Origin of the sequence: Faecalibacterium taiwanense, from assembly GCF_036632915.2 — a bacterium.
GTDB classification, from domain to species: Bacteria; Bacillota; Clostridia; order Oscillospirales; family Ruminococcaceae; genus Faecalibacterium; species Faecalibacterium taiwanense.
Window position 1 is genome coordinate 1,342,267 of sequence record NZ_CP155552.1, and the last position, 15,391, is coordinate 1,357,657.

Annotated in this window: 12 protein-coding genes; 11 read left to right on the forward strand and 1 reads right to left on the reverse strand. The window is 57.6% G+C overall.

Going from position 1 to position 15,391, the window contains the following annotated elements; genetic code table 11:
• Positions 1–71 precede the first annotated feature (71 nt).
• The 10 genes from PXT33_RS06830 to PXT33_RS06875 all read left to right on the forward strand — a co-directional run bounded on the left by PXT33_RS06830 (position 72) and on the right by PXT33_RS06875 (position 13,134).
• Positions 72–1,955, forward strand: coding sequence for a M23 family metallopeptidase (locus tag PXT33_RS06830; protein ID WP_242702840.1), 1,884 nt, complete (start codon positions 72–74; stop codon positions 1,953–1,955).
• Between the two features lie 78 nt (positions 1,956–2,033).
• Positions 2,034–2,753 (forward strand): purine-nucleoside phosphorylase, encoded by a 720-nt coding sequence (deoD, locus tag PXT33_RS06835; protein ID WP_097774805.1) that lies wholly within the window; start codon positions 2,034–2,036, stop codon positions 2,751–2,753.
• Positions 2,754–2,843: 90 nt separating this feature from the next.
• Positions 2,844–3,290 carry a cytidine deaminase gene (locus PXT33_RS06840; RefSeq protein ID WP_223387852.1) on the forward strand — a complete coding sequence of 149 codons (447 nt, stop codon included), beginning with the start codon at positions 2,844–2,846 and terminating at the stop codon, positions 3,288–3,290.
• Between the two features lie 284 nt (positions 3,291–3,574).
• Entirely contained in the window at positions 3,575–4,750 is a 1,176-nt protein-coding gene (locus tag PXT33_RS06845) for a BMP family protein (RefSeq protein ID WP_223387851.1), read from the forward strand.
• 295 nt (positions 4,751–5,045) lie between these two features.
• Entirely contained in the window at positions 5,046–6,560 is a 1,515-nt protein-coding gene (locus tag PXT33_RS06850; protein WP_291017060.1) for an ABC transporter ATP-binding protein, read from the forward strand.
• A gap of 3 nt (positions 6,561–6,563) precedes the next feature.
• Positions 6,564–7,733, forward strand: coding sequence for an ABC transporter permease (locus PXT33_RS06855; protein ID WP_005940077.1), 1,170 nt, complete (start codon positions 6,564–6,566; stop codon positions 7,731–7,733).
• Position 7,734: 1 nt separating this feature from the next.
• The gene (locus PXT33_RS06860) at positions 7,735–8,652 is read left to right on the forward strand and encodes an ABC transporter permease (RefSeq protein ID WP_332376187.1); all 918 of its coding nucleotides are present in this window, start codon (positions 7,735–7,737) and stop codon (positions 8,650–8,652) included.
• Between the two features lie 171 nt (positions 8,653–8,823).
• Complete coding sequence (locus PXT33_RS06865; protein ID WP_097774808.1) at positions 8,824–10,143, forward strand: thymidine phosphorylase; 1,320 nt, start codon at positions 8,824–8,826, stop codon at positions 10,141–10,143.
• Between the two features lie 168 nt (positions 10,144–10,311).
• Positions 10,312–11,682 carry a Trk system potassium transporter TrkA gene (gene trkA, locus PXT33_RS06870; protein ID WP_005940088.1) on the forward strand — a complete coding sequence of 457 codons (1,371 nt, stop codon included), beginning with the start codon at positions 10,312–10,314 and terminating at the stop codon, positions 11,680–11,682.
• Between the two features lie 12 nt (positions 11,683–11,694).
• Complete coding sequence (locus PXT33_RS06875; RefSeq protein WP_097778158.1) at positions 11,695–13,134, forward strand: TrkH family potassium uptake protein; 1,440 nt, start codon at positions 11,695–11,697, stop codon at positions 13,132–13,134.
• 148 nt (positions 13,135–13,282) lie between these two features.
• Here PXT33_RS06875 and PXT33_RS06880 read toward each other — a convergent pair whose 3' ends face one another.
• Complete coding sequence (locus tag PXT33_RS06880) at positions 13,283–14,821, reverse strand: YifB family Mg chelatase-like AAA ATPase (RefSeq protein ID WP_097781936.1); 1,539 nt, start codon at positions 14,819–14,821, stop codon at positions 13,283–13,285.
• A 160-nt stretch (positions 14,822–14,981) separates the two neighbouring features.
• Here PXT33_RS06880 and PXT33_RS06885 point away from each other — a divergent pair, with 160 nt between their 5' ends.
• Complete coding sequence (locus tag PXT33_RS06885) at positions 14,982–15,338, forward strand: hypothetical protein (RefSeq protein WP_332376188.1); 357 nt, start codon at positions 14,982–14,984, stop codon at positions 15,336–15,338.
• The last annotated feature ends 53 nt before the right edge of the window (positions 15,339–15,391 follow it).

Consider the following 15,391-nt stretch of genomic DNA (forward strand, 5'->3'; position numbering starts at 1 on the left):
TGCGCCCAAGACCGCCGCCGTCTTATCCCGGCACCGTGTGTGCATTGGCGGCAAGGAAGGAGAAAAACCTTTTGATCGAAGACAAGACAAAGGAGCAGCAGCCCGCTTCACCGGTAAAACCGAAACGCGGCCAGAGGCTGCGCTCCCTTTGGGCACAGCTGCAATGCATGGGGCTTTTGCACCGGCACCGGCTGCGCCGTAAAACCCAGAATCATGTGAATGATTTTGGCAGAAAGCTTGCCCAGAATTCTGCCGTGCCAGTCATCGGGGAGACGCTGTATGCACTGGGCTATTCTACAGAGTATGGATTCGTCCGCGTTGGGCGCGGCCTGCGCAGCGGCTGGCTGTGGCTGTGGCAGGCATTTACGACACTGCTGGCAAATGCTGCGGCAATGGCGTTCCCGGGGGCAGCGCAGATGTTCCGGGACCTGTTCGGCCCGATCTGGCTGTTCTTCCGGGGCTGCGGTTCGCTGCTGGTGCACGCCCAACGGGTGCGGAAAGAAAAAGGCTTTGCCGCAGCCTGCAAAGCCAGCGTACATTATCTGGCCAGCGGCGTGCGCCGCAACCTGAAAACACTGCCGCGCATGGCCATGTATGTGCTGCCGGTGTGCGCACTGGCCGTTATGGTGACCGTGTTCAACCATACCGTCCGCCAGCCTTATGCGCTGGAGGTGCAGGTGAACGGTCAGACCGTCGGCTATGTGGCCAATGAGGATGTGTTCAACTCGGCCCGCGAGGCGGTGCAGGAGCGTATCAACTACGCAGACACCGACCATGCAAAGTGGACCGTGGAGCCTACCTACACCGTTACCGTGGCCCACAAGACCATGGATGAAAACGAGATGGCGGACGCGATCCTGAAGAGCGCCAGCGACGAGATCAGCGAGGGCACGGCCCTGTATCTGGATGGTGAGCTGACCGCAGTATGCAGCGATGGTGTCAGCCTGCAGAGCTACCTGAGCAGCCTGCTGGAACCCTATGAGGACCCTGAGAACTCCAACGTGACCGTGGGCTTCAACAAGGAAGTCACGCTGGAAAACGGCATCTACTTCAACGACAGCTTTCAGGACGAAGCGGATGTGGAAAAGGAACTTTCCGGTGTGCAGCAGCAGGAAAAGATCTACACAGTGGGCACAGGCGACACGCTATGGAGCATCGCCCAGAAAAACGACCTCACCTTCCGTGAGCTGTGCGAACTGAATACCAATTTCAAGGGCGCGCCCCTGAACGAGAAATCTAACATTCAGGCCGGTGATGAGCTGATCGTGACCAAGCAGGAAGCTACGCTGGAAGTGCGCATCACCAAGGTGGAGACCTGGCAGGAGGAGATCCCCTATACCACCGAGACCACCACCTCCAACGAGTACACGGTGGGTACCAAGAAAACGGTGCAGAACGGTGTGAACGGCCTGCGTCAGATCACGGCGCAGCGTGTTTATAACACCGATGGCATCCAGCTTTCCCAGAAGATCCTGAGCACGGAAGTGGTGCAGGAGCCTGTCACGGAAAAGATCGTGAAGGGCACCAAAAAGGTGACCAGCAGCACCAGCTACATCACCGGCAGCGGTCAGTTCATCTGGCCGGTGCCCGGCTACCGGAACTGCTCGCGCTGGTACGGCGGCAGCCACAAGGGTGTGGATATCTGTGCGGCTGCCGGTACGCCCATCTACGCATCGGCGGGCGGCACCGTGACCAAGGCCGGCTACAACAAGGCCGGTGCCGGTACGGGTTATGGCTACTCCATCATCATCAGCCACGGCAGCGGCTACACCACGGTGTATGCGCACTGTCTGTCGCTGGCGGTGCACTCTGGTCAGTCGGTCAAGCAGGGCCAGCTGATCGGCTATGTGGGCAGCACCGGACGCTCCAGTGGCAACCACTGCCACTTTGAGATCCGCCGCAACGGCAGCTACATCGCGCCGCAGAATGTGTTCAACCGCAGAAAGTATAGGTAAAGGCAAGTTTGCAGAGGGCTTTTTCTCCGGAGAAGGCCCATCTGCTGTATTATGTAACAGAAAAGGAGAGATGATCTTATGTCTACCCCTCACATCAGTGCTGAAAAAGGCGATTTTGCAAAGACCGTCCTGATGCCGGGCGATCCCCTGCGTGCAAAATTCATTGCGGACACCTTCCTTAAGGATGTCCGTCAGGTGACCGGCGTGCGCGGCATGCTTGGCTTTACCGGCACTTACGAGGGCCGGCCCATCAGCGTGATGGGCAGCGGCATGGGTATGCCGTCCATCGGCATTTATTCCTATGAGCTGTTCAAGTTCTACGATGTAGAGAACATCATCCGCATCGGCTCTGCCGGCAGCTATACCGACAAGGCCAGACTGTTTGATACGGTGCTGGCCGCCGGTGCTGTGAGTGAAAGCAACTATGCCCGTGTGCAGAGCGGCTTTGAAGGGGACATCACGCTGCCCAGCCAGAGCCTGAACGACAAGCTGCGCGCATCTGCCGCAAAGCAGGGCATCCCCCTCATCGAGGGAAACATCCACTCTTCGGATGTGTTCTACCGTCAGCCCTCCGATGCAAAGCCCACCTACTGGGAAAAGCTGCGCGACGAGCGCGGCTGCCTGTGCGTGGAGATGGAGAGCTTTGCCCTGTTTGCCAATGCACAGGTGCTGGGCAAGAACGCTGCCTGCCTGCTGACCATTTCCGACAGCTTTGTTTCGCCGGAGATCACCACGGCAGAACAGCGCCAGAAGAGCTTTACCGATATGATGAAGGTGGCACTGGGTGCAGAATACTAAGCGTTAAAAACGCATTTCAGCGCGGTTTGCCTGCAAAAGGGCTTGCCGCGCTGTTTTCGACCCCTGAAAACCAAAAAAGGAGTGACGGATATGACAAACCTGACCCTGGAAGAAAAGAAGGAGCTCATCCGCATGGCACTGGCTGCACGGGAAAAAGCCTATGTACCCTACAGCGATTTTATGGTAGGCGCTGCCCTGCGCGCCAAGGATGGCCGCATTTTTACCGGCTGCAACGTGGAGAACGCTGCCTTTACCCCCACCAGCTGTGCAGAGCGCACGGCTCTGTTCAAGGCGGTGGCCGAGGGTGTGACCGAGTTCACCGACATTGCTGTGGTGGGCAGCCGCCGCGGCGAGGTGAACGAGCAGATCACTTCTCCCTGCGGGGTGTGCCGCCAGGCTCTGTTTGAATTCGGCGGGCCGGAACTGAACGTTATCATGGCAAAGACACCAGAAGATTTTATCGAGCGCAGCATGGACGAACTGCTTCCCTTCGGTTTTGGCCCCTCCAATGTGGCGGGCAACCGTGCCGTGAGGTAACGGGATAAAAGCGCAGAGGCACACTGCAGGACAATAAAGCAACGGAAATACGTGCATTGTGCGGCAAAACACAGGGAGTGCACGGAAAATGGCCGGAACTACGGCAAATTTGTGCATAAATACTACTTTTGATAAAAACTTACAAAATTATTGTAAAGATTTTGTAATCGGAATTCGCTTGCATCTGACACGGCTTGCCGTTATACTTGAGCCAGTAAATGTGCAGTTCTGCGCATTTTATTTGTTTGACGCAATTTTATTAAAAATAAAAGGAGAGTTTGATTATGATGATTTCTCGTCGTAATTTCCTGGCTGTGGCTGGTGCCGCTGCCGCTGCCGCTGCTCTGACCGCTTGCGGCGGTTCTTCCGCTTCTTCTACCAGCACCGCTTCTTCCGCTGCTGCTTCTACTGCTTCCTCTGCTGCTGAGGGCGGTGAGAAGATCGTCAAGGTCGCTCTGACCTGCGATACCGGCACGATCGATGATGAGAGCTTCAACCAGGCATGCTGGACTGCTGTTTCCAGCTACATGGGCGATGACTGCCAGTACTACATTCCCGAGGCTGACGCTTCCGATGAGGACCGCGAGACCATGATCCGTCAGGCTGTCAACGACGGCGCTGATGTGATCGTCTGCGTCGGCTACCTGTACGGCGCTTCTCTGGCATGGGCTGCTGACCAGTATCCCGATGTCAAGTTCATCGCCGTCGATGTGACGCAGGGCGATATCGGCACCGACGCTATCCCTGCTAACTGCTACTGCATCACCTTCAAGGAGGAGCAGGCAGGCTATCTGGCAGGCTACGCCATCGCAAAGGACGGCAAGACCAAGCTGGGCTTCCTGGGCGGCATGGCTGTTCCCGCTGTTATCCGTTACGGCTACGGCTTCGTGCAGGGCGCTGACGCTGCTGCTGCTGAGCTGGGTCAGAACATCGAGATCAACTACTTCTATGGCGGCCAGTTCTACGGCGATGCAAACATCACCTCCCGTATGGAGGGCTGGTACTCCAACGGCACTCAGGTCGTCTTTGCCTGCGGCGGCGGCATCTACACCTCCGCTGTTGAGGCTGCTCTGAAGAACAATGGCTACGTCATCGGCGTTGACGTTGACCAGAACTACATCGGTGCAAACGGCGTTGCAGATGGCACCTACGCTTATAACCCGTTCATCACCTCTGCTATGAAGGGCCTGTCCGAGGCTGTCAACACTGCTCTGGCTGATATCGATGCCGGCAGCTGGGGCGACATCGCAGGTTCCAATGGCAACTTCGGTCTGGAGGACGGCGATTATATCGGCCTGCCCACCGATGCAGACAGCTGGAACTTCGAGTCCTTCACCACCGACGAGTACGAGGAAGTCAAGGGCAAGATCAAGAGCGGCGAGATCACTGTTGATAACAGCTCCGACGACGCTACCAAGCCCACCGTCAGCGAGTTCACCACTGTCAACTACATCCAGTAAGCTGTTGTCCGGCAGGCCTGCCTGCGGACGATCGATAGTTCTTTTCAAAGCGGGGCATCCTGTAACGGGGTGTCCCGCTTTTTTCTGTCTTCTATTGGTGTAATGCGGGAAAAATGCAGCGTACTCTTCGTGAAAAGAGTACAAAAGTAATACTATTGTCTGTGCTTTCTGCCAAAAAGCAAAAAAGACATGTGCAAATTGCCGCAAATCAGGTATAATGGAACTTAAAGAAGTATCGGTGTCGAAACGACACGAAAGGAGAGTGAGCAGATTGGCAGAGGATTTTGTGATCGAAATGCTCCACATTACCAAGGAGTTCCCTGGAATCAAGGCAAACGACGATATCACCCTGCAGCTGCGCAAAGGCGAGGTACATGCCCTGCTGGGCGAGAACGGCGCCGGCAAAAGTACACTGATGAGCGTGCTGTTTGGCCTGTACCAACCGGAAGCTGGTCAGATCCGCAAAAACGGCAAGGAGGTTGTCATCCGCAACCCCAATGATGCAAACGCACTGGGCATCGGCATGGTGCACCAGCACTTCAAGCTGGTGGAATGCTTCAGCGTGCTGGACAACATCATTCTGGGGGTGGAACCCAACAAGATGGGCTTTTTGCAGAAGGCCGAGGCACGCAAAAAGGTGATGGCCCTGAGCGAAAAGTACGGCCTGCGCGTGGACCCGGATGCACTGATCAGCGATATCTCTGTTGGTATGCAGCAGCGCGTTGAGATCCTGAAGATGCTGTACCGCGACAACGAGATCCTGATCTTCGACGAGCCTACCGCAGTGCTGACCCCGCAGGAGATCGACGAACTGATGGAGATCATGCGCGGGTTCAAGAAGGAAGGCAAGTCCATCCTGTTTATTACCCACAAGCTCAACGAGATCATGGCGGTGGCAGACCGCTGCACTGTTCTGCGCAAGGGCAAGTATATGGGCACCGTGGACATCAGAGACACCACCAAGGAAGAGCTTTCCCGCATGATGGTTGGCCGTGATGTGCAGCTGCAGGTGGACAAAAAGCCTGCCAACCCCGGCGAAGTGGTGCTGGATGTGGAAAACGTCACCATGCACAACGCCCAGCGCAAGAAGGACGCAGTCCGGGATGTCTCTTTTCAGGTGCACGCGGGCGAGATCGTCTGCCTTGCAGGCATTGAGGGCAACGGCCAGACCGAGCTTGTCTACGGCCTGACCGGTCTGGAAAAGATCGGCAGCGGCAAGATCATGCTGGACGGCAAGGACATCACCAATGAGACCATCCGTCAGCGCTCCAAGGACGGCATGAGCCACATCCCGGAGGACCGTCACAAGCACGGTCTGGTGCTGGACTACAGTCTGGAAAATAACATGGTGCTGCAGCGTTACTGGCAGCCGGAGTTCCAGAAGGGCGGCTTTATCCGCAGTGATAAGGTGCGCGAATACTCCGATAAGCTGATCGCGCAGTATGATGTGCGCAGCGGTCAGGGCAGCCTGACCACCGTGCGCAGCATGTCCGGCGGCAACCAGCAGAAGGCCATCATTGCCCGCGAGATCGATAAGGACCCGAAGCTCTTGGTGGCAGTCCAGCCCACCCGCGGTCTGGACGTTGGTGCAATTGAATACATCCACCGTCAGATCGTGGCCGAGCGCGATAAGGGTACGGCCGTGCTGCTGGTCAGTCTGGAGCTGGACGAGGTGATGAACCTGTCCGACCGCATCCTTGTGATGTACGAGGGCGAGGTCGTGGGCGAATTTGACCCCAAGACCACCACCGTGCAGGAGCTGGGCCTGTATATGGCAGGCGCACGCAAGCAGGGAAAGGAGAGCAAATAACACATGAACAAGAAAAAACTTTCCCACAGCAGTCTGAACAGCTCCATCACCAGTGTGCTGGCTGCTCTGCTGTGCATCCTGATCGGCCTTGTGGTCGGTTTTCTGGTGCTGCTGGCCATCAACCCGGCGCACGCATGGGGCGACGGCTTTGTGCGCATCCTGAAGGGCGGCTTCCATGACGCACCCTATGGCGTCGGCAAGGAGCTGGCAAATGCGGCTCCCCTTATTATGACCGGTCTGTCCGTGGCGTTTGCCTTCAAGACCGGCCTGTTCAACATCGGTGCGGCGGGTCAGTACACGCTGGGCGCTTACGGCGCTCTGTACTGCGCCATCATGCTCAAGCTGCCGTGGTTCGTCTGTCTGATCGCAGCCACCATTCTGGGCGGCATCTGGGGTGCGATCCCCGGCTTCTTCAAGGCCTACTTCAACATCAACGAAGTCATTACCTCCATCATGTTCAACTGGATCGGCCTGTATCTGGTCAATGAGCTCATTTACCAGAACGGCACCGGCCCCATGTACGATGTGCGCAACACCCGTACCATCAACATCAGCAAGAACGCCGATTACGCTCAGTCCATCATCCCGGATTTCGGCCTGAACAAGCTGTTCCAGACCAACAGCACCACCATCGCCATCTTCTTGGCGGCAGCAGTGGCAGTTCTGATCTGGGTGGTGCTGAACAAGACCACCTTCGGCTATGAGCTCAAGGCTGTGGGCCTGAACAAGAGCGCTGCCCGCTACGCCGGCATCAACGAGAAGAAGAACATCATCCTCTCCATGGCCATTGCCGGTGCGCTGGCCGGTTTTGGTGCGGGCCTGTACTATCTGTCCAATGTGTCCCAGTGGAACCCGCTGAACTCCACCAGCCTGCCGACAATGGGCTTCAACGGCATTTCCGTTGCACTGCTGGCAAGCTCCAACCCCATTGGCACCATTTTCTCGGCAATCTTCATTTCCCATATCTCGGTGGGCGGCTCCTTCCTTTCCACCAAGTATTACCCCACTGAGATCTCGGACCTGATCAGCGGTATCATCATCTACCTGTGTGCATTCTCCATGCTGTTCCGCGGCAAGATCCACGCACTGCTGTTCAAGAATGCCGATAAAACCAATGTGAACGCAGAGCCTGCTGCTCCTGCAAAATCTGCAACCGAAAAGGAGGGCAAGTGATATGCTGCTTCTGATCAAATATACGCTGCTGTATGGCATCGTTCTGATGCTGGTGGCACTGGGCGGTATGTTCAGTGAGCACTCCGGCATCATCAACATTGCACTGGAAGGCATCATGGTCATTGGCGGTGTGGCGGGTGTTCTCACCCTGACCATGCTGCCTGCCGAAATGCCGGTCTTCCTCGTGGTGCTGATCTCTGTTCTGGTGGCGGCACTGGCCGGTATGGTGTACAGTCTGCTGCTGGCCTTTGCCTCCATCAACCTGAAGGCGGATCAGACCATCGGCGGCACGGCCCTGAACCTGCTGGCCACGGCCATCGCGGTGGTCCTTGCCAAGAATTTCAGCGAGAGCGGCAGTGCAAAGCTGAACTACACCAACAAGCCCTTCCTGTTCAGCATCGGCGGGCTGGAGCTGAGCATTTTTGTGCCGCTGGGCATCATTCTGCTGATCATCAGCTATGTGGTGCTGTACAAGACCCGCTTTGGCCTGCGCCTGCGTGCCTGCGGCGAGCATCCGCAGGCAGCGGACTCTGTGGGCATCAATGTCTACAAGATGCGCTATGCCGGTGTTGTCATTTCCGGTGCACTGGGTGCGATCGGCGGTATGGCCTACATTGTGCCCCCGGTGCAGACCTGGAACTTTGAGGTGGGTGTGGCCGGCGCAGGCTTCCTTGCCATGGCTGTTATGATCTTTGGCCAGTGGAAGCCCTTCAACATCTTTGGCGCAGCCATGTTCTTTGCTGTGTTCAAGAGTCTGGCAAACATTGCAGACTCCACCTTCCTGGCACAGCTGCACTGGTCCAGCAACATCTACAACATGATGCCGTTCGTGGCGTCCATGATCATTCTTGCGTTTACCTCCAAGAACAGCATGGCACCCAAGGCAGAGGGCATCCCCTACGACAAGGGATCCCGCTAAAACGACGATTTGTGTTCCCAAAACAAGGGCGCAGCTGCTTTTTCGGGCGGCTGCGCCCTTTTTGGTTTAAAATTGGGCAAAGTTTACAGAATGATACTTGCTTTTGTTTGGAATTTTGCTATACTATATCTTACAATGTCGTACTATTGAAAAAACGAGGAGCGTGATACGATGCGCGTTTATGATCTGATTGCAAAAAAGCGTGATGGCGGTACGCACAGCCGTGAGGAGCTGGAGCAGATCGTCAATGGCTATGTCAGCGGAGAAGTGACTGATTACCAGATGGCTGCATGGATGATGGCTGTCTATCTGCGCGGCATGACCGATGAGGAGACCGCAGAGCTGACCGATGTGATGGCTCACAGCGGTGTGATGGTGGATCTTTCGCCCATTCCGGGCATCAAGGTGGACAAGCACTCCACCGGCGGCGTGGGCGACAAGACCACGCTGGTCATTGCCCCCATCGTGGCGGCCTGCGGCGTGAAGATCGCCAAGATGAGCGGCCGGGGCCTTGGCCATACCGGCGGCACCATCGATAAGATGGAGAGCGTGCCCGGCACCAGAACCGCCCTCTCACAGGAGGAGTTCTTTGCGCAGGTGAACAGGATCGGCCTGTCGGTCATTGGCCAGAGCGAGGGCATTGCCATTGCCGACAAAAAGATGTACGCCCTGCGGGATGTGACCGCGACCGTCAGCTGCATCCCACTCATCGCATCCAGCATTATGTCCAAGAAACTGGCTTCCGGCTCGGATGCCATCCTGCTGGATGTGACCACCGGCACCGGAGCTTTTATGAAAACGGTAGACCAGAGCATTGAGCTGGCCAAGCTGATGGTATCCATTGGCACCCATCACGGCCGCCGGGTGGCTGCCATGATCACCGATATGGACACCCCGCTGGGCCATAACATTGGCAACAGTCTGGAAGTCATGGAAAGCATGGATGTGCTCAAGGGCCATGGCCCCGCCGACCTGACCGAGGTCTGCCTGCAGCTGGCGGCGAACATGCTGGTGCTGGCCGATAAGGGCACTCCTGCCGAGTGCCGCGCCATGGCCGAGGCGGTGATTGCCGACGGTTCTGCCTTTGCAAAGTGCAAGGAGATGTTTGCGGCGCAGGGCGGCGATACCCGCGTGCTGGACGATTACAGCCTGTTTGAGCAGCCTGCGGCAAGCTTTGAGCTGCTGGCAGAGCAGGACGGTTACATTGTGGCGAACGATGCCGAGAAGATTGGCTCTGCCAGCGTGCTGCTGGGTGCGGGCCGACAGAAAAAGGGCGACCCGCTGGATTTTGCCGCCGGCATCACCCTGCATAAAAAGCGCGGCGACTACGTAAAGAAGGGCGAGAGTCTGGCTACCTTCTACGGCGCAGCCGATAAGTTTGAAGCTGCCGCCGCCGAGTACCGCAGCGGCCTTGGATACGGCCCTGAGAAGCCGGAGGAAGCCCCGCTGGTGTATGCCCTTGTAACGAAGGACGGCGTGGAGCGCTATTAAATGAAATAAAAGCTTCCGGGACGGTTTCTCCCGGGGCTTTTTTGCGTCATTTGGCAGGTTTTTGTTGCATAATGTGGAAAACAGTGGAACTTTGGCAGGAGATATGGTATACTATGATGGATTTGTGCTGTCCCGGCAGAAGGGACGCGGAAAGAGAAAGGACTTGTTATGAAGATCATTCTGGTGGGCGGCGGCAAGGTTGGTACTGCGCTGGCGCGGCAGCTCAGTGAGGAAGACCATAATGTGACCATTGTGGATACCAACAAAGCGCGTGTAGAGCACCTGACTGAAAGCTACGATGTGCTGGGCATCGTGGGCAACGGTTCCTCGATCACCACGCTGGCAGAGGCCGGCATTGAAGACGCGGATGTGTTCATTGCCGTGACCGGTTCGGATGAGCTAAACCTGCTGTGCTGCATGTTTGCCAAAAAGGCGGGCCACTGTCATGCAATTGCCCGTGTGCGCAACCCGTCCTACAGTCATGAGCTGGACTTTATCAAAAAGCAGATCGGCATTTCGGCCATCATCAATCCGGAAATGGCTGCAGCAAAGGAGATCTCCCATCTGCTGCGCTTCCCGGGTGCAAGCAAGATCGACACCTTTGCAGACGGCCGTGTGCGGCTGATCAAGTTTGCACTCACTGCAGAGCAGGGGCTGGATGGCGTGGCCATCCGCGAGATCCCCACCCGCCTGAAGAGCGACATTCTGGTGTGTGCAGTGGAGCGCAGCGGCGGCGTGATCATCCCGAACGGTAACTTTGTACTGCAGAACGGCGATCAGGTCACCTTCCTTGCAACACAGGATAAGGCCCACGAGTTCTTCCAGCGCATCCACCTGCCGGTGCGCCCGGTGCGCAATGCCTTCATCGTGGGCGGCGGTGCCATCGCCTTCTATCTGAGCCAGGAGCTGCTGGAAAACCACGTGCGTGTGCGCATCGTGGAGCGCGACCCTGCCCGCTGCATGGAGCTGGCCGAGCAGCTGCCCGGCGCACAGATCCTGAACGAGGACGGCTCCAACCGCGAATTCCTGCTCTCGGAGGGCATGGAGTCCACCGAGGCTTTTGTGGCCCTGACCAACATCGACGAGGAGAATGTGCTGCTGACCCTGTTTGCCAAAAAGCACTCCAAGGGCAAGCTGGTCACCAAAGTCAACCGTCTGGAATTTGATGATATTCTGGCCGGTCTGGATCTGGGCAGCGTGGTCTACCCCAAGTACATGACCTGCGATTACATCGTGCAGTATGTGCGTGCACTGCAGAACGAAGCGGGCAGCAACATCAAGACGCTGTACCGCATTCTGGACGACCGCGTGGAAGCGCTGGAATTTACCGTCCACGAGAAGAGCGCTGCCACCGGTGTCCCCCTGAGCCAGCTGCACCTGAAAAAGAATCTGCTGCTGTGCTGCATCACCCGCGGCCATCAGATCCTGATCCCGCGCGGCGGCGACCAGATCCAGGTGGGCGACAACGTGATCGTGGTCACGCTGGAGCATGGTCTGCATGACCTGCGCGATATTCTGGACAAGGGCGCAGAGGGTTGACGGAGGCAGACTATGAATTATGCGATCGTTTTCCGTCTGCTGGGCTATGTCATGCTGATCGAGGGTGCGCTGCTGCTGCTGCCCGCAGCGGCCAGCTGGATCTACGGCGAATGGTTCGTGCTGGGCGTGTTTCTGATCACGGCGGCAGTCAGCGCCGCCATCGGCTACGCCCTGCGCGGCATCAAGCCCCAAAGCAAGGTGTTCTATATGCGGGAGGGCTTTGCTGCTACCTCGCTGAGCTGGATCGTCATTTCCATCGTGGGTGCCGTTCCGTTTGTGGTGACGGGCTGCATCCCGAACCCGGTGGATGCCCTGTTTGAGACGGTGTCCGGCTTTACCACCACCGGTGCCAGCATCCTGCCCGGGGTGGAGGATCTGCCCAAGGGCATCCTGTTCTGGCGCAGCTTCACCCACTGGATCGGCGGCATGGGCGTTCTGGTGTTCCTGCTCTCGCTGCTGCCCCTGACCGGCGGCTCCCACGTCAACCTGATGAAGGCAGAAAGCCCCGGTCCGCAGGTGGATAAGCTGGTGCCCAAGGTGCAGTCTACCGCAAAGATCCTGTACGGCATCTATTTTGCACTCACCGTGCTGGAGGTGGTATTCCTGCTGCTGGGCGGCATGCCGCTGTTTGAGTCCATGCTCACGGCCTTCGGTACGGCGGGCACCGGCGGCTTCGGCTTCAAGAACGACAGCTTTACCAGCTTTTCTCCCTACATCCAGTGGGTCGTGACCATCTTCATGATCCTGTTTGGTGTCAACTTCAATGCCTACTTCCTGCTGTTGCTGCGCAAATTCAACCGCGCCATCAGCGAGGAAGTGCGCGGCTACTTCGCCATTATTCTGGTGGCAATTGGCATTATCACGGCCAATATCTACAGCCTTTATAACAGCTTTGGCGAAGCGGTGCGTCAGGCAGCCTTTCAGGTGGGTTCCATCATTACGACCACTGGCTTTTCCAGCTGCGATTTTGACTTGTGGCCCACCCTCTCCAAAGAAATTCTGGTGGTGCTCATGTTCATTGGTGCCTGCGCAGGCAGCACCGGCGGCGGCATCAAGGTGAGCCGCCTCCTCATTCTGGGCAAGACCTTGGGCAAGGAGCTCAAGCAGGCACTGCACCCGCAGGTGGTGGCCCCCGTCCGCATGGACGGCAAGCTGCTCAACCACGAGACCATCCGCACCACCAATGTGTTTATGGGCGCGTATTTCTTCATCTTCGTGGTATCCTTCCTGCTCATCAGTCTGGATGGCTTTGATATGGTGACGAACTTCACAGCCATTGCAGCTACTTTGAACAACATCGGCCCGGGCCTTGCGCAGGTAGGCCCCATGATGAACTTTGGCAGCTTTACGAACCCTGCAAAGCTGGTGATGATCTTTGACATGCTGGCCGGCCGTCTGGAGATCTTCCCGATGCTGGTGCTGTTCCTGCCGGACACATGGCGCAGATTCTAAAAAGCAATTATAAAAAGCCATCTGTGATCTTCTGCTCGTATTGAGCATTTGGAAAGATACAGATGGCTTTTTTGCGCGTAACGGTAAGCTGCACAAACCCCTCTCTTTTCGTGGAAGGCGGATCTGCGAAGCAAAGACGAAGAAGTTTTTATACTTCCACTTTTTCCTGTGCCCGGTACTGCAGGGCTTCCAGCACACAGTCCTCATCCAGCAGCTGTTTGCCTGCCAGATCGGCCACCGTGCGGGCCACCCGCAGGATACGGTCATGGGCGCGGGCGGAAAGGCCCAAAGCGTCGTAGGAGGCGCGCAGCAGCCGCTCGGCGGCGGGGGTCATGCGGCAGACGCGCCGCACCTGCCCGGCGGTGAGCTGGGCATTGCAGAGCACACCCTCAAAACCCGGGGCGGTATAGCGCTTTGCCTGAATGGCCCGGGCGCTAAGCACCTGTTTGCGCAGATCGGCGCTGCTCTCGGAAGGGACGACGGCGTGCAGCTCGTCAAAGGCGATGGGATCCATCTCCACGCACAGGTCGATACGATCCAGCAGCGGACCGGACACCCGGCTGCGGTACTGCCGCACGGCACTGGGCGAACAGGTGCACTGCCGGGTGGGGTGGCCGTAGTAGCCGCACTTACAGGGGTTCATGGCGGCTACCAGCTGGAAGCGGCTGGGATAGGTGGCACTGCCTGCCGCTCGGCTCACGGTGATCTGGCCGTCCTCCAGCGGCTGGCGCAGCACTTCCAGACTCTCGCGGGAGAACTCCGGCAATTCGTCTAAAAACAGCACACCGCAGTTGGCAAGGCTGCACTCGCCGGGCCGGAACTGTGCGCCGCCGCCAGCCAGAGCCGCGGCACTGGCCGAGTGGTGCGGACTGCGGAAAGGCCGTGCAGAGATCAGGCCCCGGCCTTGCGGCAGCTGCCCTGCAATGGAATAAATTTTAGTGGTCTCCACGGCTTCCTCGCGGGTGAGCGGCGGCAGGATGCCGGGCAGACGCTTTGCCAGCATGGATTTGCCGGTGCCGGGTGCGCCAATAAGCAAAACATTGTGTCCGCCTGCGGCAGCAATGACCATAGCCCGCCGCGCCAGCGACTGGCCCATCACGTCCGCAAAATCCGGCACCTGTGCCCATGCGTCTGCAGGGTCAAAGGGAACAACAGCCGCCGGGGCAAGCGGGGAGATGCCGCGCAGGGCATCTACAACTTCGCGTGCCGTGTGGGCGGGGTAGACGGCCATGCTGTCGGCACAGGCCTCGGCTGCTTCGGCGGCATTCTCGGCAGGTACATACAGGGCGTGGGTGCCATTTTCTGCTGCAGCCAGCGCCATGGGCAGCACGCCGGAAACCGGCCGCAGGGTGCCGTCCAGTGCCAGTTCGCCCAGAAATGCCGCGTCGGCAGGCACATCCTCCAGCTGGCCGCTGGCAGTGAGCACTGCCAGCAGAAGCGGCAGGTCGTACACCGGGCCGGTCTTGCGCACATCCGCCGGGGCAAGATTGATGGTAATGCGCCGGTCCGGGAACTTGAAGCCCAGATTTTTGATGGCGGCGCGCACACGGTCGGCGCTTTCACGCACAGCGGAATCCGGCAGGCCCACGATGGAAAAGGCGGGCAGACCGCCGGAAATGTCGGCCTCCACTGCCACGGCAAAGCCGCTCAGGCCGTTCAGACCAAAGCTTCTGGTAACAGAATACATGTTGTTCTCCCTTATCCCAGCGGATGATATGACGGAAAAGAATTGGCAAAAGTGGAAAATATTGGATGATTATGTCATACTTCGACACAAAAATACTTCTGAATTCATTATAGTAAAGGGCAGGAAAGATGTCAATGCGATAGAGAGGAGAGAGTTTTCCATGATGAGCAAAGAATACTGCCGCTATATCCGTACATATTCAGAACTGGAAGGGCTGCAGCATGCCCACACCCTTGTATATTGCGGCGCCGCCGCTGCGCAGGGCGTTGTAATGGAGCTGCGGCAGGAGCAGGATGGCCGGGTGCGCCGCAGCGCGGTGCTGCTGCAGAACAGTTTTGCCCGGGCAATGCAGCTGCTGCGCTACCTGTGTGAAAACAGCGTCGGTTTGGAGCAGTGGCTGGACGTTCTGGACGATGCAGGCCAGAGTTATGAACTGCTGGAAAATGCAGGCGAGGCCGGGATGGTTCCCGACTTTACCGGGAAAAACTTGGATTTTTGTGCCATATGCCGGTTTTGAACTGCAAATCTTGTTGCAGATTACGCAATTGACACATGGATGCGGAGAGTTTA

What these genes read in the sequence shown, in the direction of transcription:
- deoD (WP_097774805.1), top strand. Translation starts at nt 2,034, where the DNA reads ATGTCTACCCCTCACATCAGTGCTGAAAAAGGCGATTTTGCAAAGACC.
- PXT33_RS06840 (WP_223387852.1), top strand. Translation starts at nt 2,844, where the DNA reads ATGACAAACCTGACCCTGGAAGAAAAGAAGGAGCTCATCCGCATGGCA.
- PXT33_RS06845 (WP_223387851.1), top strand. Translation starts at nt 3,575, where the DNA reads ATGATGATTTCTCGTCGTAATTTCCTGGCTGTGGCTGGTGCCGCTGCC.
- PXT33_RS06850 (WP_291017060.1), top strand. Translation starts at nt 5,046, where the DNA reads ATGCTCCACATTACCAAGGAGTTCCCTGGAATCAAGGCAAACGACGAT.
- PXT33_RS06855 (WP_005940077.1), top strand. Translation starts at nt 6,564, where the DNA reads ATGAACAAGAAAAAACTTTCCCACAGCAGTCTGAACAGCTCCATCACC.
- PXT33_RS06860 (WP_332376187.1), top strand. Translation starts at nt 7,735, where the DNA reads ATGCTGCTTCTGATCAAATATACGCTGCTGTATGGCATCGTTCTGATG.
- PXT33_RS06865 (WP_097774808.1), top strand. Translation starts at nt 8,824, where the DNA reads ATGCGCGTTTATGATCTGATTGCAAAAAAGCGTGATGGCGGTACGCAC.
- trkA (WP_005940088.1), top strand. Translation starts at nt 10,312, where the DNA reads ATGAAGATCATTCTGGTGGGCGGCGGCAAGGTTGGTACTGCGCTGGCG.
- PXT33_RS06875 (WP_097778158.1), top strand. Translation starts at nt 11,695, where the DNA reads ATGAATTATGCGATCGTTTTCCGTCTGCTGGGCTATGTCATGCTGATC.
- PXT33_RS06880 (WP_097781936.1), bottom strand. Translation starts at nt 14,821, where the DNA reads ATGTATTCTGTTACCAGAAGCTTTGGTCTGAACGGCCTGAGCGGCTTT.
- PXT33_RS06885 (WP_332376188.1), top strand. Translation starts at nt 14,982, where the DNA reads ATGATGAGCAAAGAATACTGCCGCTATATCCGTACATATTCAGAACTG.